Consider the following 23,351-nt stretch of genomic DNA (forward strand, 5'->3'; position numbering starts at 1 on the left):
CGGGCTCAGTCCTCCTCGGCGCGCTCCACGCGGACGCGCTCGCCCGCCCGGACCGACTCCAGGACCCGCGGGTCGCCGTCGAGGGCGCCCATGACGTTGGCGGCGCTCGCCAGGCGGCACTCGCCGTCCGCGGAGACCGGCGTGGGGCCGAACGGCAGGGCCAGGGCGGAGCCGGCGAGCCAGTAGCAGACCGCCCCCGGCTCGACCACCTCGGCGGCGCCCGGCTCCGGGTCGGCCTCCACCGGGATCGGGAAGTACACCTCGTCACCCCAGGTCGCGGCCGTTCCCGAGAACGGCAGGGCGTCCCAGAGGAGCTCGGCGGTAGGGGTCGGCTTCAGGGCGGCACTCACGTCGCCGCCGCTCCAGGAGATTCGGATGCGCATGGGGAGTGTGTACCGCACCACGCCGCACAATGTCCATAATGCGATTTTCTATTTTCGCATCTCGAAATATACCGGCCACTGGGGGAACCGCGCCCCGGACCGGGGAACGCCCCCGGCATGAGCGAGGGCCCCGACTCCGGCGGCGGCTCCGGCGCCCTCTGGTCCACCGGGACCACGGCCGCCGGGGCCGCGTTCATGTTCATCCTGCTGCGCCTGATGGCGGTCGCCCACTACGACTGGGGCACCGCCTTCGGCCTGGCCGACGCGGTCGACTTCGGCGACGCGGTGACCATCGCGGTCGGCACCTTCCTGGGGGCCGGCCCGGTGACCGCCTGGCTGCTGGCGGCCCTGGTGCCGCTGACGGCCGCCGGGCACCTGCGCCACCTGCGCGAAGGCCGCCCCTCCCCCTCCTCGCTGCTGGTGGTGGCGGCGCTGGCCGCGGTCTTCGCGGCGGCGGTCGCGGCCTTCGCCGCCTGGGCCGCGCTGGCCGCCGCCCTGGTCTGGCTCGCCGTGCTGGTCGCCGTCGACCTGCGGGACGGCCCCTCCCGCGACCTGTTCCGCCCGCTCGTGGCCCGCGTGGGGCTGCTGTCCCTGGCCGCGGTGCTGGCCGCCTCGGCGATCAGCGACGAGGTGTGGGTGCCCCGGGAGCGGATCGCACTGGGCGACCGGGAGGTCGAGGGGTACGTCATCAAGAACGGCAGCCAGTTCCTCACCGTGCTCACCGCCGCCGAGCGGGAGAAGGTCATCCTGCTCTCGCGCGAGGTGACGTCGCGGACCGAGCTGGAGTGAGCCGCCCACTACGCTGGCCCCGTGCCCAGCCTCCTCGCCCGCGTGCGCTCCGACCGCAGGGTGCGCCTGGCCGTCCTCGCCGCCGCGCTGGTGTTCGCCGCCCTCGCACTGGCCGACCGGTGGGACGAGGCGCGCGACGCGCTCGCAGCGCTGCCCCCGTGGACGCTGCCGGCCTCCCTGGCCGGCGCCCTGGCCGCGCTCGGCGGCCAGATGATGGCCTGGCGGTCGCTGCTGGCCGGGCTCGGGTCACCGCTGCCGGCGGCCACGGCGGCGCGGGCGATGTTCGTCGGCCAGCTCGGCAAGTACCTTCCGGGGTCGGTGTGGGCGTTCGCCGCCCAGGTGGAGCTGGCCCGCGACCACGATGTGCCCCGCCACCGCGGGGCGGCGGCCACCGTGCAGGCCGTGGCAGTGACCCTGGCGGCGAACCTGGCGGGGGGGGGGGGNCGACCCGGCGCTGGTGGTGGGTGCTGCTGCTGGCCCCGGTGCTACTGGCCGGACTTTACCCCCGGGTGGTGGAGGCGGTGCTGGGCACGGCGATGCGGCTGCTGAAGCGCCCCTTGGAGGTGCACGTCGACGGCCGCGCCACCGCCGCGGCGCTGGGGTGGACGCTGGCGGCGTGGATCCCGCTGTCCCTGCACATCGGCGCCCTGGCGGCGGGGGCGGACGGGGCCGGATGGCGCGCCCTGCCGGTCGCGGCCGGGGCCTACGCGCTCGCCTGGACGCTCGGCGTGCTGTTCGTCATCGCCCCGGCGGGCGTCGGCGTGCGCGAGCTGGTGCTGGTGGTGGCGCTGTCCCCGGTCCTTTCCCCTGGCGCGGCCCTGGTGGTCGCGGCCCTGTCCCGATTGGTGATGACGGCGGCGGACCTGATGGCGGCAGGCCTTGCGGGGTGGGCGGGACGAGCGGCCACCACAATTTGACTGCACTTTGCAGGCACTGAATGTACAATGCAGGCATGACTGCGCTCACCATCCGCGATATGCCCGAAGAGACCGTGAGGGAGCTCAAGACCCGAGCGGCTCGGGACGGCAAGTCCCTGCAGGCCTACGTCCGCAGCATCCTCACACGCGAAGCCGCGAAGCCGACGCTCGCCGAGGCCGTCGAGAGGGCGCGCTGGACCGCCGATGCCGATCTCAGTGTCAAGGACGTCCTCGACGTCATCGATGAAGCACGAGGCCAGCGGTGATCGTTCTCGACAATTCGGCCCTCGTGGAGATGCTGGCGATCAAGGGCCCCGTGGGCGAGGGGGTGAAGTCCCGAGCGGCACAGGAAGAGGAGGCGGCCGCGCCCTACCTGGTGGACACCGAAGTCATGTCGGCACTTCTCGGCCTGGTCCGGGGACGGAAGCTCTCCGAACCACAGGCGGAGGCCGCGATGGCGCATTACCAGGCACTCCCCATCGACCGGTACGAGACCGCTCCATTGTGGCCGCGGATCAAGGTGCTCCACGCGAACCTGTCCGCTTGCGACGCCACTTACGTCGCGCTGGCTGAGGTCCTCGGCGCAACTTTAATCACCAGCGACGCTCGGATCGCTCGAAGCGGCGCGGCGCGATGCGCGATCGAGGTGTTCGAATAGTCCTGCCTCAAGGACCTCGTCCATCTCGCTCCTGAGGCGGTCGAGATCGATGCTCGGCACTCGGGCGGAAGAACGCCCCAGCTCCCCCTCGGGAACGAACTCCCTCCGCCGGGCATGCGCATCTTCCATGCGGCGATACTAGTAGTACTTCGTTAGGTTCCTGGTTTCTCTTTTCCCTGCCCGGTTCCGCCGTCCACGCGGCGTGCCCCACAGCGCTGCCGTCCGCCAAGCCCCTCGCGGTCCGCCAGCAGCGGCAACGACCACGCGGCCGGCACCCCGCTCACCGGCCCCGGCTGGCCCGCAGGCCGCCGGGCGCTCCGCGTTGATCTCGGGAAAAACGACCCTAAAAACGGGCGGGAAGGGTCGTTTTTCCCGAGATCAACGAGAGAACCAGGCAAACCGGGCGGACGGCGGAACCGGGCAGGGAAAAGAGAAACCAGGAACTTAACGAAGTACTACTAGCCGTCCCCGCTCACGTTCTCCCGGGAACCGGTCAGCTGCTCTGTGTAGACCTTCCATAGCGCGTCCGTGTCGGCCGGGCGGACGCCCTTGCGGAGCTGCTCGGCCCTGCCCGGAGACGCGAAGGCCGCCAGCGCCCGCGCCAGGTCGTCCGGATCGTCCGGCGCGCACAGGAGGCCGTCGACGCCGTCGCGGACCTGCCCGGCCATCGCCCCGGCGCGGGTCGCCACCACCGGCAGGCCGCGCTCGTGGGCCAGCCGCACGTTCTGCGTGGAGGTCGCCGACCGGTACGGCAGCACCAGCACGTCGGCCGCGTCCAGCAGCACCGGGACCTCCCCCGCCGGGACGTACCCCTCGCGTAGCTCCACCCGGTCGGCCACCCCCAGCTCGGCCGCCAGGGCGCGGTAGGCGTCCGCGCCGGTCCAGAACTCGCCGGCCACCGTCAGGCGCGCGGACGGCGGCGCCCCCTTCGCGAACGCCCGGAGCAGCACGTCCACCCCCTTGTAGGGACGCACCAGGCCGAAGAAGAGGTAGTGGGGGAAGCCCTCCGGGCGGGAGGGGGCCGGGCCCCGCCCGGCCGGGGCGCGGGCATCGGGGAAGTGCGGCGGCAGGTCGGCCACGCGCACGTCCGCCCCCGGCGCCAGGCGCCGCGCCAGCGACGCCTGCTCCGCGGAGTGCACCAGCACCGTGTCCGCCCGGCGCAGCAGCGCCCGCATCAGCGGCCGGTCCCCGGGGCGCGGCTCGTGCGGGAGCACGTTGTGCGCGACCACCGCGGTGCGCACCCGGCGCCCCGCCGCCGCCAGCAGCACCAGGTAGGCCGGGACCTGCACCGGGGAGAGCACCGCCACCGCGAGGAGCCCGCCGCGCGCCGCGGCCCGCCGCCCCGCCGCCCACCAGGTGTCCGGCCGGTACCAGGCCATCGCGCGCACCGTGGGCGCGAACGGCTCCCCCTCGGCCTGCTCCACCGTCTGCCGCCCCGGGTAGAGCAGCGCCGGGTACTGGGCCCGCCACGACTCCAGCACCACCCGGCGCCCGGCGGCCGCGAGCCGGCGGGCCAGCTCGGTGGTGTGCCGGGCCCCGCCGCCCTTGTAGGGGTGGGCCGGGCCCACCAGCGTCACCTGCACGCGCCCCTCCCCTACACGCCGTTGCGCGAGCGCACGATCAGGTCGGCCAGCAGCGCCATGGCCCCCACGATCAGCCCCGTCATCAGCAGCATCACCGTGTTGTTGGGGATGTAGAGCGGGTTGCGCACCTGGTCGAAGACGAACTTGGCGGTGCCGATCCCCAGCAGCCACAGCGCCGGGGGCATCAGCACCTTGAGCGGGTTGAAGTACATGACCATCCGCAGCACCTGCAGGATGTACCGGTAGGCGTCGCGCACGAAGTGGAACTTGGAGTCCCCCGACCGCTTGGCGTAGTCGATCGGCACGTAGACGATCCGGTGCTGGTTGGACAGGAACGCCAGGGTGATGGTGGTGACGCAGGAGAACCCCGGCGGCAGCAGCCGCAGGTAGGGCAGCGCCACCTTCCGGCGGAACGCCCGCAGCCCGGAGTTCAGGTCGGGGATGCGGGTGTTGGTCAGGCGCTCGGCGATCTTGCGGATGGCCCACTTGGCGGGGATCCGCAGCAGCCGGTGCGAGCCCGCCTCCTGCCGCCGCGCCCCCACCGCCTGGTCGACCGCCGGGTCCTCCAGCACCGTCCGGACCAGCTCGGGGATGCGCTCGTTCGGGTAGGTCATGTCGGCGTCGGTCCACACCACGATCTCGCCGCGGGCGCGCCGGCTGCCGATCCGGCGCACCGTCCCGGCCCCGCCGTTGTGCCCGAAGGCGATCACCTCCAGGCAGGGCAGGCGCCGCTCGGCCTCGCGCAGCTGCGCGAGCGTGCCGTCGCCGGAGGCGTCGTCGAAGGCCAGCAGCTCGTAGGTGTAGCCCGAGGCGTCCATGGCGGCGCAGATGCGCTCCACCTCCGCCACCACATGGGTCTCCTCGTTGTAGCAGGGCAGCACGATGCTCACATCGGGGGTCGGGGCCCCTTGCTCCTGGGCCCCCTGCTCCGCGGGCCGCTGTTCCACTGGTTCCACCGGGCTCTTTCCGTCCTCGTTCACCGGCCCTCCCCTCGGGCGGGCGGCAGTTCGTCGGGGAGCACCGCCACCCACACGTCGCCGTGGAAGGCCCACGGCCCCGACGGCGGCTCCATCAGGGTGCTCGGGTCCTGGTCGGCGCGCACATGGAAGGGGTGCTCGATCCGCGCGCCGGGCGGCGCGTGGGCGCGCAGCGGCCCCTCCTTCTCCGCCGCCAGGACGGGGGTGCGCCCGCGCGCGTCGATGCCTTCCGCGGCCCGCACCACGGCCGCCCCGTCGGCCGCCGCGGCCACCGGCACGTCGCACATCCCCCGGATCAGCTGCCCGTAGTAGTGGCCGACCCCGTCGACCAGCACCACGCTCGCGTCGTCGGGGATCGCGGCGCACAACCGCTCGGCCGCCCGGACCGTGCCGGCGTCGGAGCGGTAGTCCAGGCCGCGCGCGGCGGTGGCGGCGGTCGGGACGAGCATTGCCGCCGCGCCCGCCGCGGCCACCACGGGCACCACCGCCCGCCCGCCGGAGCCCGCCCCCGTCCGGGACAGCTCCTCCACCCGGCGCCCGGCCCAGGCCAGGAACCACACGGCCAGCAGCACGAACGCCGGGAGCACGAGCACCACCAGCCGCCGGGACGCCCACGGGTGGTCGGGGGTGATCGCCGGCCGGGCCAGCGTGGCCGCCACCGACCAGGCCGCCACCGCCAGCGGCAGCACCCAGTGCGGCTCGCGCCGCTGGAGCACCCTGCGGGTGAGCAGGCAGGCCCCGAGCACCCCGAACAGCACCGTGCCCAGCCCCAGGTACCAGCCCACCCAGTACAGGCTCATGTCCTCGTAGTTGCGGTCCGGGTCGTACTCCAGGCCCTCCAGCCGCTGCAGCTGGCCGACGAAGGAGGCGGTGGCCTCGTCCCCGTGCCCGTACTCGGGCCACAGCAGCGGGCGCAGCGCCAGCCCGACCGCCACCAGGCCCACCAGCACCGCGGCGGCGGTCGGCAGCCACGGCGGCCGGTCGGTGCGCGGCCCCCCGTGCCTCCACAGCAGGGCCGCGGCCACCGCGGTGGCGGCCGCCACCGCCGCGCAGATCAGCAGCAGCGGGTCCAGCGAGGCCGACAGGTGGTCCAGGTAGGGGCGGGACAGCCCGAACCCGGCCACCAGGCCGTACCCGGTGCCCACCGCCAGCCCGAGCGCCAGCGGGACCGCCTGCCCGCGCCGGGCGAGCAGCAGCAGGCCGGCCACGGCCACCACCGGCAGGGCGTCGCGCAGCATGTCGATGCGCACGACCAGGCCCAGCCCGAACATCAGTCCGGCGGCGCCCGCCAGCAGGTGCGGCCGCCCCCACCGGCCGCGCAGCGGCACCCGCTCGGCCAGGGCGTCCACCGCCACCGCCAGCGCCCCCAGCATCAGCAGCTGGGCCACCGGTTCGCTGTAGGTGGAACGGCTCGCCCACTGCTCGGGCAGCGCCAGGGCCAGCACCAGCGCGGCCAGGGGCGCCCAGCGCGCGCCCGCCAGGCGGGCCGCCAGCCCGCCGAAGGCCAGCACGGCCAGCCCGCCGACGACCGGCGGGACCAGCACCATGCCGGCCGGGCCGGCGATCCAGAGACCGACCGCGTACAGCAGCGGCGCCCCGGCCAGGAACTGCGGCCAGATCTCCTCGCCCACCTCGTAGTAGGCGAGGCTGCCGTAGCTCAGCCCGGGGTCGTCCCCGGCGATGAGCTCACGGCCCTGCGGGATCGGCAGCGATCCGTGCTGCGCGATCCAGATCGTGTACTGGGCATAGGAGGCGGGGTCGCGGCGGATCACCAGCGCCTCGGCGTGGTAGGCGAGCTGCACGGCCGTGAAGGCCGCCGCGACGAGCAGTGTCGCGGCCACGGGCCACCAGGGCGGCGGCTCCCCCTGCGGGTCCGGCGTCCAGCGCACGGCCGCGTAGGAGGCCAGGGCGACGGCGGGGACCCCGGCGGCCAGCCCCGCGAGAGGGGTGAACCATCCGATCAGCAGCAGCGGGAAGGCCACCAGCAACCACCCCGCCAGGGCGAAGGCGGGCAGCACCGTGGCACGGGCGAACAGGCGGCCGGGATTGCGGGGCATGGAGGTTACTGTGCCACTGAAGGCCGCACAGGCCGATTCCGCCCCGCTGGGCGGAACGAAGGAGAGGGACTACTCCTCACGGCGCATGAGCAGGTCGCCCTCGGTCGAGTCGGGGCCGTCGGTGGTGACCGTGAGGACCTCGTCCTCCAGAGTGAGGCGGGTCGCCCCGCCGGTGGCGGCGGCGCACTCCCCCTCCTCGCCCTCGCCGACTTCGGTGACCTCGGCCACGAACCCCTCGGCGGGGTCCTGCCACCCGCGCACCAGGGTCAGTTCCCGGTAGCAGTCGCCGTCCTCGGCACTCTCCAGGACCGCCGTGCGCTCGCCCTCGTCGATCTGCATCTCCCACAGGTCCACTCCGGCGTTGCCCTGCCAGTCGCCCTCGAAGTCCGCGGTGAACACCGGGGCCGGCACCGGTGCCGACGACGGTCCGGTCGGCGTGGGGGACGGTTCCGCACTGGGCTCCGGCGACGGCTCCGGCGAGGACTCCGGGGAGCCTTCCGGCGTGCCCGACCCGGCGGCGTCGGGGGTCTCCTCGGACGCGCTCGGGGCCCCGCCGGGCAGCGGCAGCAGGCCGGCGGCCATGGCCGACACCAGGGCCAACGCGGCCAGGGCGAGGACGCCCCCGGCCGCCGCGGCGATCCACGGGCCGGTGCGCCGCCGGCCCCGGTGCTCGCCTTCCCGGGGCTCCTCGGGAAGCAGTGCGGTGGTCCCGGCGCCCCCGGCGAGCGGCGCGGTGGCGCCCGCCGCGGGCGCGGCGGGCCTGCGGCCCAGCAGCGCCATCAGCAGGTCCTCGGAGCCCGGGCGCCGCTCCGGCTCCTTGGCCAGGGCCGCCTCCACCAGGGGTCGCAGCCGCTCGGGGACCCCCTCCACGTCGGGCGCGCCGTGCAGCACCCGGTGGAGCACCTCGGGCACGGTGTCCCCCCGGAAGGGCGCCCTGCCGGTCGCGGCGAAGGCGGTGACCGCGCCCCAGGCGTACACGTCGGCGGCCGGCCCCACCACGGCCCCGGAGACCTGCTCGGGGGCCATGAACGCCGGGGTGCCGATCGCGGTGGCGGTGCGCCGCCCGTCGGCCAGCGGCACCTGCGCCACCCCGAAGTCGATGACCCGCGCCCCGCCCTGCCCCAGCAGGACGTTCTCGGGCTTGAGGTCCCGGTGGACGATCCCCGCCTCGTGCACCGCCACCAGCGCGGTCGCGGTGTTGACCGCCAGCCGCTCCAGGTCGCCGCCGGACAGCGGCCCGCCCTCGCGCACCGCCTGGGCCAGCGACGGCCCGTCCACGTACTCGCTGGCGATGTAGGGCGGCTCGGCCGCGAAGTCGGCGTCGAGCACCGCCGCGGTGCAGAACGACGCCACCCGGCGGGCCGCCTCGGCCTCGCGGGTGAAGCGCTCGCGCATCGAGGGGTCCTCCAGGGAGCGGGCGCCCAGCGTCTTGACCGCCGCGCGGGCGCCGTCGGGCGCCTCGCCCAGGTAGACGGTGCCCTGGCCGCCCTCTCCGAGGCGGCCGATGATCCGGTAGCGCCCGATCCGGCGCGGATCGGCGTCGCTCAGGGGGCGGGGCTCGGGCACGGCTGCGGTCCTCCCGGGGGTCGTCGGTGCACCACTGCGACGGTAGCCCACGTCCGCGCGCGCCCCGGCGTGATCATGGGCCGACGGGCCAGTAGCATGTGTCCGGCCCCGCCCTCCCCCAGCCCGCCCCGGCGGGGACGCCGAACCAGCGGAGGACCCTCCTGTGCCCGCGGACACCCCTGCCCAGCTGTGGCGCGACGCCCTCGCCCGCGACCCGGCGCGCCCCTTCGTGACCGCCTACGACGGCCCCGCCGGCGGGCGTGTGGAGCTGTCCGGCGCCACCTTCGGCAACTGGGTCGCCAAGACCGCCAACATGCTGGCCGACGGGTTCGGCACGGTCCCCGGCGAGCGCGTGGCCCTGGCCCTGCCGGTGCACTGGCAGAGCCTGGCCTGGCTGGTGGCGTGCTGGTCGGTGGGGGCCGTCCCGGTACTGCCCGCCGACGCCGGCACGGTCCCGGACGCCGACATCGCGGTGGCCGACGCCGACCGGATCGGGGCCGCACTGGACGGCGGCGCGCGGGAGGCGGTCGCCGCCTCCCTGCACCCCCTGGGGGCGCCGCTGCCGGACTGCCCCCCGGCCGCCCTGGACTACGCCGACGAGGTGCGCGGGTACGGTGACCACCACACGCCGGTCCCCGCCGCGGCCGATCCCGGCCGCCCGGCCCTGGAGTCCGGCGGCCGGACGTTCACCGCGGCCGAGCTGACCGGGGCCGCCCGCGCGCTGGCGCGGACCTGGGAGCTGACCGACGGCGACCGTGTGGCTATCATCACCTCGGCACGGGAGCCCCTGGGGGCACTGGGAACCGACCTGTCGCGGCTCCTCGCCCCCCTCTCCCGCGCCGTGCCGCTCGTCCTCACCCCGAGTATCGATTCGGCTAACCTGCAATCACGGCTTGATATGGAGCGCGCCACGGCCCTCGTCGGCGCACCGCCCGGCACCCCCGCGCCCTCGGGCGGCATCAGGCCTCTGTCCTGACGTCTAGTCATTGGTTCCCGATGCCGAGAAAACGCCCCTCCTCACGCGGCTCCACGCGGGGTCACGCCGCGGCCCGGCGGGCCGCCTCGCCCGCCCGCATCATCGCCATGGTCTCCACCGGGCTGGTCATCTGCAGCCTGCTGGCCGGCTACGGCGTCTACTTCAACATCTACAACAAGATCAGCCAGGAGGAGATCGACTTCGACGAGTGGGGCGACCGCCCCACCCGCGTCGACGGGGTCATGAACATCATGATCATCGGCTCCGACGTGCGCAGCGGTGACAACGCCGATTACGGCGACGCCGAGGGGGAGCGCCCGGACGTGCTCGCCGTCGCGCACATCTCCCCGGAGAAGGAGACCGCCACGCTGGTCAACATCCCGCGGGACTCCATCGTCGACATGCCCGCCTGCGAGCCCAAGGGCGACAAGCCCGGCCAGCAGGCGCACACGGCCATGATCGGCGAGGCCATGAACAGCGGCGGCGTCCAGTGCCTGTGGAAGACCGTCGAGGACCTGACCGACGTGCACATCGACCACTTCGTCAGCCTCGACTTCGTCGGCTTCAAGGACATGGTGGACGCCGTGGGCGGGGTCACCATGTGCATCCCCGAGCCGGTCCGGGACAAGAAGGCCGGGAACCTGAACCTCGAGGCCGGCGAGCAGACGCTCGACGGCGAGGAGGCGCTGGGCTACGTGCGCTCCCGCAAGGGCCAGGGCGACGGCAGCGACCTGGCGCGCATCGACCGCCAGCAGGACTTCATGGGCGCCATGCTCAAAGAGGTGATGAGCGGTGACACGCTCTCCAGCCCGACCACCGTCAACAGCTTCATGGGGTCGGTCGCCGAGTCGCTGACCACCGACGACGGTCTGACCGTGTCCACCATGGGCGACATCGCGGTGGCCATGCGCGAGGTGGACCTGGGCGACGTCCAGTTCATCACCGTGCCCAACGGCCCCCACCCGGCCGACCCCAACCGCGTCATCTGGTCCGAGCCCAAGGCCACCGAGCTGTGGAAGCAGGTCGCCGCCGACGAGATCAGCGGGGACCCCGACGAGGAGGAGGGCGGCTCCGGCGGGGGCGGCGAGAAGGAGGAGGCCGACCCCTCCGAGGTCTCGGTGGAGGTGCTCAACGGCACCGGCATCCCCGGACTGGCCGACGAGGTCTCCACCGGGCTGACCACCCGAGGCTTCCAGCCCGCCGGCACGGGCAACCCCACCGGGCAGGTGCCCCCGCAGACCACCGTCTACTACGGGTCCGGCCAGAAGGCCGCCGCCGAGGCGGTCGCCGAGACGTTCACCAACGCCGCCACCGAGGAGAACCCCGCCCTCGGCGAGACGGTGCAGGTGATCGTCTCCCAGGACTGGGACGGCTTCAAGGCCTCCTCCGGCGGAGGCGGGGGCGACGGCCCGGGCGGTGTCGATGTCGACTCCAAGAGCGCCGCCGACGCCAAGGTCGACTGCGGCTGACCCGGGCCGCACCCGGAACGCCGAGGGCCCGCACCCCCTGGGGGGGTGCGGGCCCTGCGCCGTCGTCACGGTGTTGTCGTCACAGCGCCGTCGTCACGCTGCCGTCCTCACGCCGGGACCGGCCGGTCCAGGACGACCGGCTCGGGGACCGCGCCCTTGACGATCAGGCCGGTCCACATCCGGCACACCTTGTCCAGCGCGTAGTTCTCCCGGATCTCGGCCCGGGCCGCGCGCCGCGCCGCGTCGAAGCGCCCCTCGGCCACGGTGGCGTGGATCGCCTCGGCCATCGCCGCCGGGTCCTCGTGCAGCCACCGGCGCGAGTAGATGGTGTCCGCGCCCGGCCAGGTCAGCACCGCCGGCACCCCGCCGGAGGCGGCGCACTCGGCCGGCGCCAGGTGGAAGCTCTCGTCGTCGCTGGTGGACAGCGTGAAGCCGATCCTGCGCAGCCAGGCGGCCACGTCCGGGCCGAACGGGTCGAACACCACCCCCTCGGCCAGCAGCGGGTCCCGGCGCAGCTCCCGGTAGGCGCGCTCGTAGTACTCGCGCTCCTCGGGCCGGTTCCAGATCCACCAGTAGTCCCAGGGCTGCTTGGACTTGACCGCCAGGGTGAACCGCCGGTCCCGGCGGCGCAGCTCGCGCAGCACCTCCAGGCCGCGGTCGATCCGCTTGCGGGAGGGCGCGATGCCGATCATGCCCAGCGTGTACTCGGCGCCGGGCAGTTTGGGCCGGTCCAGCTGCTCGGTGTCGACCCAGTTGGGCAGCACGACCACCTTGTCGGCCGGCCACCCGGCCAGCTCCCGCGTCAGCCGGGCGTAGTAGGGGCTGACGCAGATCACCGCGTCCACCTTCTCGATGTCCAGCTTGCGCGGCCACTCGGCGTAGAGCTCGAACCGGTGCAGCCGCACCAGCAGCCGCTGGCCCGGGCGCTTGTGCTCGGCGTAGAACAGCGCGTTGGGGCCGCACCACTCGCAGATCACCACGTCCGCCCAGGACGCCAGCTCCCGGCTGCGGTACTGGTCGTGGGCGCGCAGCGACTCCCACTCGTCCAGGCGCACGTCCAGGCCGGGCAGCGAGGTCAGGTGCTCGGCCAGCCGGGTGAAGAACTTCAGGTCGTGCCCGGCGATGACCACCTTGAGCGGGCGGCGCGGGTCGGTGCCCTCGGGGCCGCCCGGGCAGGCGGCCTCCAGGAGGGACCCGAGCCGCTCGGCGGCGCGCTCCAGGGTGAAGCGGGCGGCCGCGGCCCGGCACCGCTCGGCGGCCTCGGCGCGCAGCGCGGGGTCGGCGGCCAGGGCCAGGGCGTCGGCGACCTCCTCGGCGTCCGCGCCCGGCTCGGCGAACAGCGGGTAGTCCTCACCGAGCAGCGCCTCGTGCATCGGGGTGCGGTTGAGCACCACCGGGAGCCCGAGCGCCCCCATCTCCAGGACCTTGGTGGACAGCTCCAGGCTGGCGTCCATCTCCTCGTCGCGCCAGGACAGCCCGACGTGGCAGTCGGCCGCCAGGCGCAGCGCCTCGGCGCGGGGCACCCCGCCGTGCGCCACCAGCCCCTCGGTGCCCTCCAGCGCCTTGGACATGCGGCGGGCCCACTCCGGGGAGTCCCGGTGCACCTTGTCGCCGACCATGTGCAGCTCGGCGGGGACGCCGCGCTCGGCCAGCGCCGCGGGCAGCCCGGCCATCTCCAGCGTGTTCCAGCGCGGCGCGAACTTGCCGGTGTAGACCAGGCGGAGCGGCCCGTCCAGGGCGGCGGCCGGCCGCGCCCGGGGCGCGTCCTGCTCCAGCACCACCACCGGCGGGAAGAGCACGCTCTTGCCGCAGGCGGCCGGCACCGCGCCCTCCAGGAAGCCGCGCAGCTCCTCGGTCTGGCACAGCAGGAACCGGGAGGCCACGGCGATGTCGGTGAGCTCGGAGACCGCGCCGGCGGTGAGCTCGGGCACGCTCTGCGGCACATCGGTCAGGTAGGTCCACAGCCGCCCCGAGAGCCGCTCGCTCTGCGCGGCGAGCACCGCCAGCCGGCGCCCGCGCACCACCACCAGGTCGAAGCGCTCCCGGGCGTCCAGCCGCTCCATGAGCTCCACCGCCTGCTCGGGGGTGAGCCCGCGCGGCCCCAGGCCGTCCAGGAGCCGCTCCTCGTAGGGGCGGCGGAGGGCCACCGCCGGGTCGCGCTCCAGCGGCGCCGTCAGCCGGTCGGTGGAGACCTCGGCCTTGAGGAGCAGCGTGGGCGCGCACCCCGCGGCGGCCAGCGCCTGCACCATGGACTGCGCCCACACCGCGGAGCCGTCCATGATGTTCATGTCGACGTCGCCGTACACCAGGGCCCGCAGCCCGCGCCCCGGATCCTCGGGGCCTTGCCGATTGTCGTCCACGTCTTCCCTTTCACGGCCGCGGCGGCGGGCCCGCCGCCGCGGAACGTCCGATTCCACCCGGGGCACGCTCAGGGCGCGCCGGGAGCGCTGCGCGCCTGTGGGGCCCCGGCCGCCTCCCCCGCCCGGCGGTGCGGCCCCAGCGCCAGCAGCCGGGCCCCGTGCCGGTTCCACAGCCCCGGGTCCAGGCCCCGTCCGGCCAGCTCGGTGCGGGCCAGGTCGGGCCGGACCGCGCCGACGAACACGTAGTCCTGGTCGGCGGTGGCCGCCTCCCATGCGCCGTCCCCGCCCCCGGGGACGGTGGCCGCGCCCACCGCGTCGGCCCCCGAGCACTCGGCGGCGCACAGCAGGTCGGCCAGGAGCGCCGGCCCGCCGGCCTCCCGCCACAGCACCGCCCAGGGCGCCGAGGCGGCCCGGGCCAGCGCCGCCCAGCGCAGGTGCCCGGGGCCGTCGGCGGGCACCCCCTCGGCGGTGCGCACCGGCACCCCGAAGGAGCGCAGCCGCTCCACCCCGGCCAGGTGCGCCGCCTCGGCGGGCACCACCGCCTCGGCCGGGGCCAGGTCCTGGTTGAGCAGGTCGTCGGCGAGGGCCAGGGCGGCGGTGTCGTCGGCGGGCGCGGCCAGCACCGCGGCGCGGCGCCCGGCCAGCACCGCCGAGGCGCCCGCCGAGCCGGGGGCGAAGTCCAGCCGGCCGAACACCTCGGCCAGCCGGACCGGTACGGCGTCGGTGAGGAAGACCGAGCGCAGCACCGCCCGCACCTCCTCGGGCGGCAGGGGCCCGGCGGCGCGCAGCCGCTCCAGCTCGCGGGCGGCGGAATCGGCGCCGGCGGGGCCGGGCGGCACCGCGGCCGCCCGCTCCGGGCCGTCGCCGGGCCGGCCCACCAGCAGGGCCCGGGCCCCGCAGGCCAGCGCGCGGTCGGCGGCCCCGGCGTCCTCCACGACCACCAGCGAGCTGGAGCGCAGCACCTCGGGCAGGTCCTGCCAGGCCGCCTCGGCCGGGCGCAGCCCGTCCTCGGCCAGCGCGCCGAGCACCCGGCGGGCGGCCGCGCCGGCCGGGCGGGGCCCGGCCAGGCGCACCGGCTCGGCGGAGCGCTCGGGGTCGGCGGCGATCGGGTTGAACCGGTGCAGCGGCACCCCGGCGCCGCCCTCGTGCACCAGGTCGAAGCCGAGCCGGGCCAGGGCGGGCGGGGCGGGGGCGTCGGCCAGCAGCACGGTGGGCACGCCGCGCGCCGCGGCCGCCTCCAGCACCCAGGCCAGGGCGCGGGTGCGGTCGGCGGCGGCCGGGTCCCCGGTGTGCGCCCAGGGGCCGCACCCGCCCGGCGCCGCGGCCGAGGCGCTCACCAGCACCGCGTCCACGTCGACCGACTCGAAGACCGGCTGGGCGTCGTGCGGCAGCAGCGGGACCACCCGCACGTAGGGCCGCACCGCCTCGGCGGCCTCGGCGGAGAGCACCCCGGCCACCGCCAGGCGCCCGTCGGGCGCGCCGGGGGCGCCGCTGAGCAGCCGCGCCTCCTCGCGCTCGGTCTCATAGGAGCGCACCGGGTCGGGCCTGCGGCGGGCGGGGGGCCGGGGGGGGGGNAGCCGCACCAGGCCGCGGCCGGGGCGCTTGGCCGCGGAGGTCAGCGCCCGGCCCACCTGGAGCGAGGTGGAGCCCTCCAGCGCGGCCAGGCGGGCCTGGGCCTCCTGGAGCTGGGCCTCGCGCTCGCTCAGGGCGCGGCGCAGCTGTTCGGTCTGGGACTGTTCTCGCCGTTTCACGGGTTCTTCCTACCTTGCACGGTGGACAGCACGTCGGCGATGCGCTCCCCGGCCCGGCCGTCCCACAGCGGCGGGACGGCGCCGGCGGGGGCGCCGTTGACCGGCTCGCCGGCGACCGCCTTGGCGACCAGGGCCGGCAGCTCGGCGAACTCCTCCCGGGAGACCAGGCGGTTGGTGCCGTGGGTGATGGTGACCGGCCTCTCGGTGTTGGGGCGCAGCGTCAGGCAGGGCACTGAGAGGATAGTGGTCTCCTCCTGCACGCCCCCCGAGTCGGTGACCACGGCGCGGGCGCCGCGCACCAGCGCCACGAAGTCGATGTAGCCCAGCGGCTCCAGCAGGTGCACCCGGGGGTGGGAGCCGAGCCCGGCGGCGTCGAAGGCGGCCTTGCCGCGCGGGTGCACCGGCATCACCACGTCGACCCGGTCGGCGACCCCGTGCACGGCGGTGACCAGCCCGGCGACCGCCTCGGGGTCGTCGACGTTGGCGGGCCGGTGCAGGGTGGCCGCCACGTAGTCCTGCGGCAGGCCGTGGCGCGCACGCAGCGCGTCGGCGTCGAACCGGTCGAGGTTGGCCGTCAGGGTGTCGATCATCGGGTTGCCCACCAGGTGGACGCTGTCCACCGGCAGCCCCTCGTCGGCGAGGTGGGCGACCGCGTCGGCGCTGGTGGCCAGGCACACGTCGGAGAGCCGGTCGGTCACCACCCGGTTGACCTCCTCGGGCATGGTCCGGTCGAAGGAGCGCAGGCCGGCCTCCACGTGCGCCACGGTGATGCCGAGCTTGGCCGCGGTGAGCGCGGCGGCCACGGTGGAGTTCACGTCCCCGTAGACGATGACCGTCTCGGGTGAACGGCGGATGAACTCCCGCTCCAGCCCGGTCATCAGCGCGGCGGTCTGCTCGGCGTGCGAGCCCGACCCCACCCCCAGGTCGGCGTCGGGGCGGGGCAGCCCCAGGTCGCGGAAGAACACCGCGGACATGCGCTCGTCGTAGTGCTGGCCGGTGTGCAGCACCTGCTGGGCCTGGCCGCGCCGGTCAAGGGCGGCCACCACCGGTGCCGCCTTCACGAAGTTCGGGCGCGCGCCCACGATGTGCAGGAATGCCATCGACCTCTTCCCTCGCTCCCCACCCGGTCCGCGCGGGACCGGCGTGTTTTCCTCCTGCGACGCGCGCGGGACGCCCGGGCGTCACCGCGCCGACACCGCCGCGTGGTTGCCTACCGATCGTGTTGCACACCCTCAGAGCGGCCTCCTATGCCGCCACCCTGGCCTGGCGCCACCTGCGCGAGGAGCCCGCCCGGGCCCCGCTGCTGGCGCTGCGCGTCCTCCCCTCCCCGCTCCGCCGGGCCGTCCGCGGAGCCGCCGCGCGGGGCGGACCGCTGGGCCGCGCCTACGCCCGCGCCGACGCCGGGGACGCCGCGGGCGCCGCCCGCACCGCCCGGCGCGCCTGCGCCGGTGCGCCGCCGCGCACCGCGGCGCGGATGGCCGCCTTCGCCCTGGCCGTGCGGGACACCGCACTCGCCGACGAGCTGGCCGCGGCGCTGCCGCCGGGCCGCCGCCGGGCGTCGCTGGAGCGCCGCTCGGCCCTGCTGTCGGGGCGCGCGGTGGCCGCCGGCCCCTCGGCGTCGGAGCCGGTCCGCCCGCCCTCGCTCACCGTAGCCCGGGGGCGGAGAACGGTGCGCGACGGCGCGGTGAACGGTGGGCGATCAGCACAGATCGGGGGGAGGGTGCTGCACCTGGTGACCAACGCCCTGCCGCACACCAACGCCGGCTACACCCAGCGGACGCACCGGATCGCGGTGGCGCAGCGGGGGGCGGGGTGGGAGCCGCACGTGGCGACCCGGGTGGGCCACCCGGTCTCGGCCGGGGTGCCCGACGCCCGGCCGCGGGTGCTGGTGGACGGGGTGGCCTACCACCGGCTGGTGCCCTGGCGGGCCCCGGCCGGCGCCGGCGCGGAGCTGCGGGCCGGGGTGCGCCTGGCCGGGGCGCTGGCGGACCGGCTGGACCCGCAGGTGCTGCACGCGGCCTCCAACCACCGCAACGGGCGGCTCGCCCTGGAGCTGGGGCGCGCCCGCGGCCTGCCGGTCGTCTACGAGGTGCGGGGCTTCCTGGAGGAGTCCTGGCTGTCCCGGGACCCTTCGCGCTCGCCCGCGGACGCCTTCTACCAGGCCGAGCGGGCCCAGGAGACGGCGTGCATGCTGGGGGCCGACCTGGTGGTGACCCTGGGCGCGGCGATGCGCGCCGACATCGCCGCCCGCGGTGTCCCCGAGGAGCGGATCCTGGTGGTGCCCAACGCGGTCGACGAGGCGTTCCTGGAGCCGCTGCCGGACGGCGCCCCGGTGCGCCGGGGGCTGGGCATCGCCCCGGACGCCTTCGTGGCCGGGACCACCACCAGCTGCTACGGGTACGAGGGGCTGGACACCCTGCTGGAGGCGGTGGCGGTGCTGCGCGGGCGCGGCACCGACGCGCACGCGCTCATCGTCGGCGACGGCCCCGAGCTGCCGGCGCTGCGCCGCAGGGCCGCCGAGGCGGGGCTGGAGGGCGCGGCGCACTTCACCGGCCGGGTCGGGGCCGACCGGGTGCGCGCCCACCACGCCGCGCTGGACGTGTTCGCGGTGCCCCGCCGCGACGAGCGGGTGTGCCGCCTGGTCACCCCGCTCAAGCCGGTGGAGGCGATGGCCGGGGGGCTGCCGGTGGTCGCCTCGGACCTGCCGGCGCTGCGCGAGCTGGTGGAGCCGGGCGGGGCCGGGGCGCTGGTGCCGCCGGAGGACGCCGGGGCGCTGGCGGACCTGCTGGGGGCGCTGGCCGGCGACGCCGGCGAGCGCGCCCGGCTGGGCGCAAGGGCCCGCGCGGCGGTCGGCCGGGACCGGACATGGGCGGCGGCGGCCGAGCGGTATTCGACGGCCTACCGCTCGTTCACGGACCTTCGGCCCGTGTGAAACGTGGGCGGGAAAGGAATCCTGAGTGACGCCCGAGTTAATTCCTCCGGGCGGAACGGAATTCCGGCGGACCCACCAGGGAAAACCGCCGTACAGTCAGAAATCGGACACCGAAACGGACACCGGTGACCGTCGTGGGACCTGTGGGACCTGCAGGGACGGACGCCTGCACCGGAGCGCCGGGACCGACGGAACGGCGCGCATATACCGCTCCGCGGGAGCGGATATGCACCCATCGGCGAGATGTCCGGAGCTGGCCGCCGCACCCGTGCGGCGTCCTCCCGGAACTACGCTCGGGCGTCTAGGGGGTGTTTCTTGGGTCAGGTCCGTAGCGAGCGGCGTCCAGGTGCGGTCATCGCAAGGCCGAAGAAGGAGTCGGCCCGGGTGCGCCGTCGACTGATGAGAACGCAGCGAGGGCCGTGCCTGGGCGTCGCGCAGTAGGGCCTGACCCAAGAAACACCCCCTAGTCCAAGCGAGCACCGTACCCCGACACACCGCCCGACCCATCGATTTTCCACCGCTGCTTTCGAGCACCGCTTCCAAGAAGGTGAGGGGCCCTGTGGACGCCGCTACCCCGACAACGGATCTGGCCGTCATCGGCCTCGGATACGTCGGCCTCCCGCTGGCCCAGGAGGCCGTCCGGGCCGGCATGGCGGTCACCGGCTTCGACGTCAGCCCCGCGGTCGTCGACGGTCTGAACTCCGGCACCTCGCACATCGACGACCTGTCCCCCGAGGACGTGGACGAGATGCTGCGCGCGGGCTTCACCGCCACCGCCGACCCCGACGTACTGGGCCGCGCCTCGACCATCGTGGTCTGCGTGCCCACCCCGCTCTCCGACGAGGGCGGCCCCGACCTGGGCGCCGTCGCCTCGGCCGGGCGCCTGATCGCCGAGCGGCTGCGCCCGGGCACCCTGGTGGTGCTGGAGTCCACCACCTACCCGGGCACCACCGAGGAGGTGCTGCGGCCGCTGCTGGAGGAGTCCGGCCTGGTCGCCGGCGCCGACTTCCACCTGGCCTTCTCGCCCGAGCGCATCGACCCCGGCAACCCGGCCTTCGGGGTGGCCAACACCCCCAAGGTGGTCGGCGGGATGACCGAGCGCTGCGGCGAGCTGGCCGCCCGGTTCTACGGCGCCTTCGTCTCCCAGGTGGTGCGCGCCCGCGGCACCCGCGAGGCCGAGATGGCCAAGCTGCTGGAGAACACCTACCGGCACGTCAACATCGCCCTGGTCAACGAGATGGCGGTGTTCTGCCAGGAGCTGGGCGTGGACCTGTGGGACTCCATCGCCTGCGCCGCCACCAAGCCGTTCGGCTTCCAGGCCTTCTACCCCGGCCCCGGCGTCGGCGGGCACTGCATCCCCATCGATCCCAACTACCTGTCCTACAAGGTCAAGACCCTGGGCTACCCGTTCCGGTTCGTGGAGCTGGCCCAGGAGATCAACGCCCGCATGCCCTCCTACGTCATGCAGCGCGCCCAGGAGCTGCTCAACGACGCCGGGCTGGCGCTGTCCCGCTCGCGCGTGCTGCTGCTCGGCGTCACCTACAAGGCCGGCATCGCCGACCAGCGCGAGTCGCCGGCCCGGCCGGTGGCGCGCAAGCTGGTCGAGAAGGGCGCCGCGCTCACCTACCACGACCCCTACGTGGAGGAGTGGACGGTGAACGGCTCCGCGGTGCCGCGCGCCCTGGACCTGGAGGAGGCGCTGCGCGAGGCCGACCTGACCGTGCTGCTGACCGACCACCCCGACTACCGGCCCAAGCTGCTCACCGAGCACGCCCGGCTGCTGCTGGACACCCGCGGCGTGCTGCGCCGGCTGGACCCGCAGGTGCCGACGCAGGGCCGCACCACCGCGCCGATCGAGCGCAAGGGCGTGCAGGTGCTCTAGGGCCCGCGCCCGCACGGCGGGGCCGCCCCCGGACCCGGGGGCGGCCCCGCTTCTTCATCGCCCCCACCCCCGGGCGTAACCGCGGGATTCACCCTCCGTTTCCCGCCCGCGCCTAGGTTGGCCCCACAAGGTCGGCCGCCCGCCCGGGCGGGTTCTCCTCCGGCCCGGGAAATGGAGCATCAGGCGGAGGCGCTCATGCACGCACTCGTGGCCACCGTGGTCCACCACCCGGAGGACGCGCGCATCCTGCACCGGCAGGTCCGCGCGCTGCTGGAGGCCGGCCACTCGGTCACCTACGCCGCTCCCTTCCGCGAGCGCGGGGTGACGCCCTGGCCCGAGCTGGAGGCGGTGGACCTGCCGCGCGCGGCGGGCCGGCGCCGGCTGCGCGCCCTGCGGGCCGCCCGGGCCGCCCTGGCCGAGCACGCGCCAAAGGCCGACCTGCTGCTCTTCCACGACCCCGAGCTGCTGCTGGCCCTGCCCCGCCGCCGCCCGGCCACCGTGTGGGACGTGCACGAGGACGCGGCCGCCGCGCTGCTCACCAAGCCGTGGGTGCCCCGGCCGCTGCGCCGGCCGCTGGCGCCGCTGGTGCGCTCCTTCGAGCGCCGCGCCGAGCGGCGCATGCACCTGGTGCTGGCCGAGGAGGGCTACCGGGCCCGGTTCGCCGCCGACCACCCGGTGGTGCCCAACACCACCTGGGTGCCCGAGCGCCCGGCCCGCCAGCCCGGCCACGACCGCATCGTCTACCTGGGCCACCTGTCCGAGGCGCGGGGCGCCCGCGAGCTGGTGGAGGCCGGACGCATGCTGCGCCCGCACGGGGTGCGGGTGGACGTGATCGGCGCCGCCGACCCCAAGGTGCGGCCGCTGCTGCGCGAGGCCCAGCAGGAGGGGGCGGTGCGCTGGTACGGGTTCGTGCCCAACGACCGGGCGCTGCGCATGGTCAGCGGGGCCATGGCCGGGGTGAGCCTGCTGCACGACACCCCCAACTACCGGCACTCGCTGCCCACCAAGGTGGTGGAGTACATGGCGCACGGCCTGCCGGTGATCACCACCCCCACCCCGGCCGCCGAGGCGCTGGTCTCCGGCCGGGCGGAGGGGGCCTGCGGGGTGGTGGTCCCGCACGGGGACCCGCGCGCCGCCGCCGAGGCGGCGCTGCTGCTGCGCGGCGACCCGCAGCTGCGCTCGCGGTTCGCCCGGACCGGCCACGAGATCGCCCGGGAGCACTACCACTGGCCCGTGCAGGCCAAGGCGTTCGTCCGGCAGCTGGAGGAGTGGGCCCGGGCCGAGCCGGGGCTGCGGACCCTGCCGCGCCGCACGCCCGCCCCGGTGTAGCGTGCGCCACACCGGCCGCCGGGCCGGAATAGCCCCTGCGGGGGCGGGGTTTCCCCGGTGTCCGCGGATTCCATGCAAATGCATGGACATCGTGCGCGGACCCGGCACGAGAGGAGACCCCATGACCGCGAGCGCCGACCCGCTGGCCCTGTCCAAGGACGCTCAGGACCTGCTCTTCCGCGAGGCCCGCTCGGCCAACGCCTTCGGCCCCGGGCCCGTGGCCGAGGAGAAGCTGCGCGCCCTGCACGACCTGGTCAAGCACGGGCCGACGGCGATGAACGTCCAGCCCCTGCGGGTGCTGCTGCTGCGCTCGGCCGAGGGCCGCGCGCGGCTGCTGCCGCACCTGGCCGAGGGCAACCGGGCCAAGACCGGGGCCGCCCCGCTCACCGCCGTGCTCGCCTACGACGCCGACTTCCACGAGCGGGCCGAGGACTTCTTCCCCGACCGCGCCGGGATGGTCCGCGAGGTCTTCGCCGACGCCGAGGGCCGCCGGGCCCCCGCCGAGCTCAACGCGCACCTGCAGGCCGGCTACTTCCTCCTGGGCGTGCGCGCGGCCGGGCTGGCCGCCGGCCCGATGAACGGCTTCGACCACGCCGGGGTGGACGCCGAGTTCTTCGCCGGCACCGCGCTGCACGCCTTCATGGCGGTCAACATCGGCGAGCCCGCCGGGCCGCACGAGTTCCCGCGGCTGCCCCGCCTGGACTACGAGGACGTGTGGACCGAGCTGTGAGCGCGGTGAGCGCCCCCTAGAGGATCGGCGGCCGGCCGTCGCGGGCCATCCGCCAGGCCGTCGCCCAGGAGATGGGGGTGCGCGGGCCGGCCTCGGTCCGCCACCCCTCGGCGAACCCCTGGAACCAGGCGCGCAGCGCCGGACCCGAGCGCTCCCGCAGCACCGTCAGGCCCACCCAGTTGGCCAGGTAGAGCCCGGCCAGCGGCCAGGGCAGGTTGCGCCGGGCCAGCCAGACCCGGTTGCGCGCGTTGAGCCGGTAGAAGTCGGCGTGCCGGGTCGGCGCGGTGGCCGGGTGGTACATCACCGACTCGGCGTCGTACTCGATGTGGTAGCCGGCGTCCAGGATCCGCCAGGCCAGGTCGGTCTCCTCGTGGGCGTAGAAGAACCCGCCGGGCAGCCCCCCGCCGGCCTCGAAGGCCGCGCGGCGGATCGCGCACGCCCCGCCCAGGAAGGTGGTCACCCGGCTGGAGCGGCGCGCATCGCCCGCGCGCAGCCGCGGCACGTGGCGGCGCTGGTCCGGCCCGCCGTCGGGGTCGGCGATGCGGAACGAGAGCGCCCCCAGCCCCGGATCGGCGGCGAACCGGTCGACGAGGCGCCGGCACAGCTCCGGCGAGCGGTACCAGCCGTCGTCGTCGAGGAAGAGCAGGATGTCGCCGTCGGTGGCGGCCGCCCCCTGGTTGCGCCCCTCGGGGATGCCCAGGTTCTCGGCCAGGCGCAGGGTGGCCACGCCCTCGGGCAGCTCGGGCAGGTCCGCGCCGTTGCCCACGACCACCACGTCGACGTCGGCCCCGCGCTGCTCCAGCACGCTGGTGACCGCGCGGCGCAGCTCCGCCGGGCGGTTGCCCATGGTCAGCACGACGCACGAGATCTTCAAGCGCTCGGCACCTCCGCTGGACGCCGGCGCGAGAGACCCTTCGGTGGTCTCACGAGGCGCTTCCTCGGACACGTGTCGGTTCATGGCAACCGTTCGTAGGCGTGGACGGCGGGTGGAC

The 23,351-nt window shown here is 75.5% G+C and carries 18 protein-coding genes and 1 pseudogene; 10 read left to right on the forward strand and 9 right to left on the reverse strand.

The genetic code is table 11. From position 1 onward, the window contains the following. Positions 1-5: 5 nt before the first annotated feature. Entirely contained in the window at positions 6-383 is a 378-nt protein-coding gene (locus tag D450_RS0110075) for a cyclophilin-like family protein (RefSeq protein WP_017538546.1), read from the reverse strand. A 117-nt stretch (positions 384-500) separates the two neighbouring features. Between D450_RS0110075 and D450_RS0110080 the strand changes: the two genes are divergently transcribed. The 4 genes and pseudogenes from D450_RS0110080 (at position 501) to D450_RS0110095 (ending at position 2,747) form a co-directional block, all read left to right on the forward strand. Continuing rightward, complete coding sequence (locus D450_RS0110080; protein ID WP_017538547.1) at positions 501-1,172, forward strand: hypothetical protein; 672 nt, start codon at positions 501-503, stop codon at positions 1,170-1,172. 21 nt (positions 1,173-1,193) lie between these two features. After that, positions 1,194-2,089 (forward strand): annotated as a pseudogene (locus tag D450_RS35730) (lysylphosphatidylglycerol synthase domain-containing protein). A gap of 35 nt (positions 2,090-2,124) precedes the next feature. Then, positions 2,125-2,355, forward strand: a complete 231-nt coding sequence (locus D450_RS0110090) for a FitA-like ribbon-helix-helix domain-containing protein (RefSeq protein ID WP_017538548.1) — start codon at positions 2,125-2,127, stop codon at positions 2,353-2,355. Beyond that, positions 2,352-2,747 (forward strand): type II toxin-antitoxin system VapC family toxin, encoded by a 396-nt coding sequence (locus tag D450_RS0110095; protein ID WP_017538549.1) that lies wholly within the window; start codon positions 2,352-2,354, stop codon positions 2,745-2,747. The genes D450_RS0110090 and D450_RS0110095 overlap by 4 nt, the downstream gene beginning before the upstream one ends. Before the next feature lie 458 nt (positions 2,748-3,205). Here the strand turns inward: D450_RS0110095 and D450_RS0110100 are convergent, their stop codons facing one another. The 4 genes from D450_RS0110100 to D450_RS33010 form a co-directional block, all read right to left on the reverse strand. Further along, positions 3,206-4,330 (reverse strand): glycosyltransferase family 4 protein, encoded by a 1,125-nt coding sequence (locus tag D450_RS0110100; RefSeq protein WP_017538550.1) that lies wholly within the window; start codon positions 4,328-4,330, stop codon positions 3,206-3,208. Positions 4,331-4,341: 11 nt separating this feature from the next. Next, the gene (locus D450_RS0110105; RefSeq protein ID WP_026128470.1) at positions 4,342-5,277 is read right to left on the reverse strand and encodes a glycosyltransferase family 2 protein; all 936 of its coding nucleotides are present in this window, start codon (positions 5,275-5,277) and stop codon (positions 4,342-4,344) included. A gap of 29 nt (positions 5,278-5,306) precedes the next feature. Beyond that, positions 5,307-7,364, reverse strand: a complete 2,058-nt coding sequence (locus D450_RS0110110; protein WP_017538552.1) for a hypothetical protein — start codon at positions 7,362-7,364, stop codon at positions 5,307-5,309. A gap of 69 nt (positions 7,365-7,433) precedes the next feature. Then, entirely contained in the window at positions 7,434-8,930 is a 1,497-nt protein-coding gene (locus D450_RS33010) for a serine/threonine-protein kinase (RefSeq protein ID WP_051063568.1), read from the reverse strand. A gap of 163 nt (positions 8,931-9,093) precedes the next feature. Between D450_RS33010 and D450_RS0110120 the strand changes: the two genes are divergently transcribed. Next, on the forward strand, positions 9,094-9,906 hold the full coding sequence (locus tag D450_RS0110120; protein WP_017538553.1) for a TIGR03089 family protein: 813 nt from the start codon (positions 9,094-9,096) through the stop codon (positions 9,904-9,906). Between the two features lie 20 nt (positions 9,907-9,926). Next, entirely contained in the window at positions 9,927-11,375 is a 1,449-nt protein-coding gene (locus D450_RS0110125) for an LCP family protein (protein WP_017538554.1), read from the forward strand. A 107-nt stretch (positions 11,376-11,482) separates the two neighbouring features. On the opposite strand, the gene D450_RS0110130 is transcribed toward D450_RS0110125, so the two are convergent. The 3 genes from D450_RS0110130 to wecB form a co-directional block, all read right to left on the reverse strand. After that, a complete protein-coding gene (locus D450_RS0110130; RefSeq protein ID WP_017538555.1) occupies positions 11,483-13,735 on the reverse strand; it encodes a glycosyltransferase in 2,253 nt (750 codons plus the stop codon). 68 nt (positions 13,736-13,803) lie between these two features. Next, complete coding sequence (locus tag D450_RS0110135) at positions 13,804-15,486, reverse strand: hypothetical protein (protein WP_026128472.1); 1,683 nt, start codon at positions 15,484-15,486, stop codon at positions 13,804-13,806. After that, complete coding sequence (wecB, locus tag D450_RS0110140; RefSeq protein WP_017538556.1) at positions 15,483-16,586, reverse strand: non-hydrolyzing UDP-N-acetylglucosamine 2-epimerase; 1,104 nt, start codon at positions 16,584-16,586, stop codon at positions 15,483-15,485. The genes D450_RS0110135 and wecB overlap by 4 nt, the downstream gene beginning before the upstream one ends. Positions 16,587-16,708: 122 nt before the next feature. On the opposite strand from wecB, the gene D450_RS0110145 reads away from it, so the two are divergent. The 4 genes from D450_RS0110145 to D450_RS0110160 all read left to right on the forward strand — a co-directional run bounded on the left by D450_RS0110145 (position 16,709) and on the right by D450_RS0110160 (position 22,359). After that, positions 16,709-18,418, forward strand: coding sequence for a glycosyltransferase (locus D450_RS0110145; protein WP_017538557.1), 1,710 nt, complete (start codon positions 16,709-16,711; stop codon positions 18,416-18,418). A 559-nt stretch (positions 18,419-18,977) separates the two neighbouring features. Continuing rightward, complete coding sequence (locus D450_RS0110150) at positions 18,978-20,300, forward strand: nucleotide sugar dehydrogenase (protein WP_017538558.1); 1,323 nt, start codon at positions 18,978-18,980, stop codon at positions 20,298-20,300. A gap of 195 nt (positions 20,301-20,495) precedes the next feature. Further along, positions 20,496-21,629, forward strand: a complete 1,134-nt coding sequence (locus D450_RS0110155) for a glycosyltransferase family 4 protein (RefSeq protein WP_039820335.1) — start codon at positions 20,496-20,498, stop codon at positions 21,627-21,629. Positions 21,630-21,750: 121 nt separating this feature from the next. After that, positions 21,751-22,359, forward strand: coding sequence for a malonic semialdehyde reductase (locus D450_RS0110160; RefSeq protein ID WP_017538560.1), 609 nt, complete (start codon positions 21,751-21,753; stop codon positions 22,357-22,359). Between the two features lie 16 nt (positions 22,360-22,375). Here D450_RS0110160 and D450_RS0110165 read toward each other — a convergent pair whose 3' ends face one another. Further along, a complete protein-coding gene (locus tag D450_RS0110165; protein WP_017538561.1) occupies positions 22,376-23,233 on the reverse strand; it encodes a glycosyltransferase family 2 protein in 858 nt (285 codons plus the stop codon). Positions 23,234-23,351: the final 118 nt, after the last annotated feature.

This window comes from Nocardiopsis halophila DSM 44494 (assembly GCF_000341245.1).
GTDB classification, from domain to species: domain Bacteria; phylum Actinomycetota; class Actinomycetes; order Streptosporangiales; family Streptosporangiaceae; genus Nocardiopsis_A; species Nocardiopsis_A halophila.

What these genes read in the sequence shown, in the direction of transcription:
- D450_RS0110075 (WP_017538546.1), bottom strand. Translation starts at nt 383, where the DNA reads ATGCGCATCCGAATCTCCTGGAGCGGCGGCGACGTGAGTGCCGCCCTG.
- D450_RS0110155 (WP_039820335.1), top strand. Translation starts at nt 20,496, where the DNA reads ATGCACGCACTCGTGGCCACCGTGGTCCACCACCCGGAGGACGCGCGC.
- D450_RS0110125 (WP_017538554.1), top strand. Translation starts at nt 9,927, where the DNA reads ATGCCGAGAAAACGCCCCTCCTCACGCGGCTCCACGCGGGGTCACGCC.
- D450_RS0110160 (WP_017538560.1), top strand. Translation starts at nt 21,751, where the DNA reads ATGACCGCGAGCGCCGACCCGCTGGCCCTGTCCAAGGACGCTCAGGAC.
- D450_RS0110110 (WP_017538552.1), bottom strand. Translation starts at nt 7,364, where the DNA reads ATGCCCCGCAATCCCGGCCGCCTGTTCGCCCGTGCCACGGTGCTGCCC.
- D450_RS0110080 (WP_017538547.1), top strand. Translation starts at nt 501, where the DNA reads ATGAGCGAGGGCCCCGACTCCGGCGGCGGCTCCGGCGCCCTCTGGTCC.
- D450_RS0110090 (WP_017538548.1), top strand. Translation starts at nt 2,125, where the DNA reads ATGACTGCGCTCACCATCCGCGATATGCCCGAAGAGACCGTGAGGGAG.
- wecB (WP_017538556.1), bottom strand. Translation starts at nt 16,586, where the DNA reads ATGGCATTCCTGCACATCGTGGGCGCGCGCCCGAACTTCGTGAAGGCG.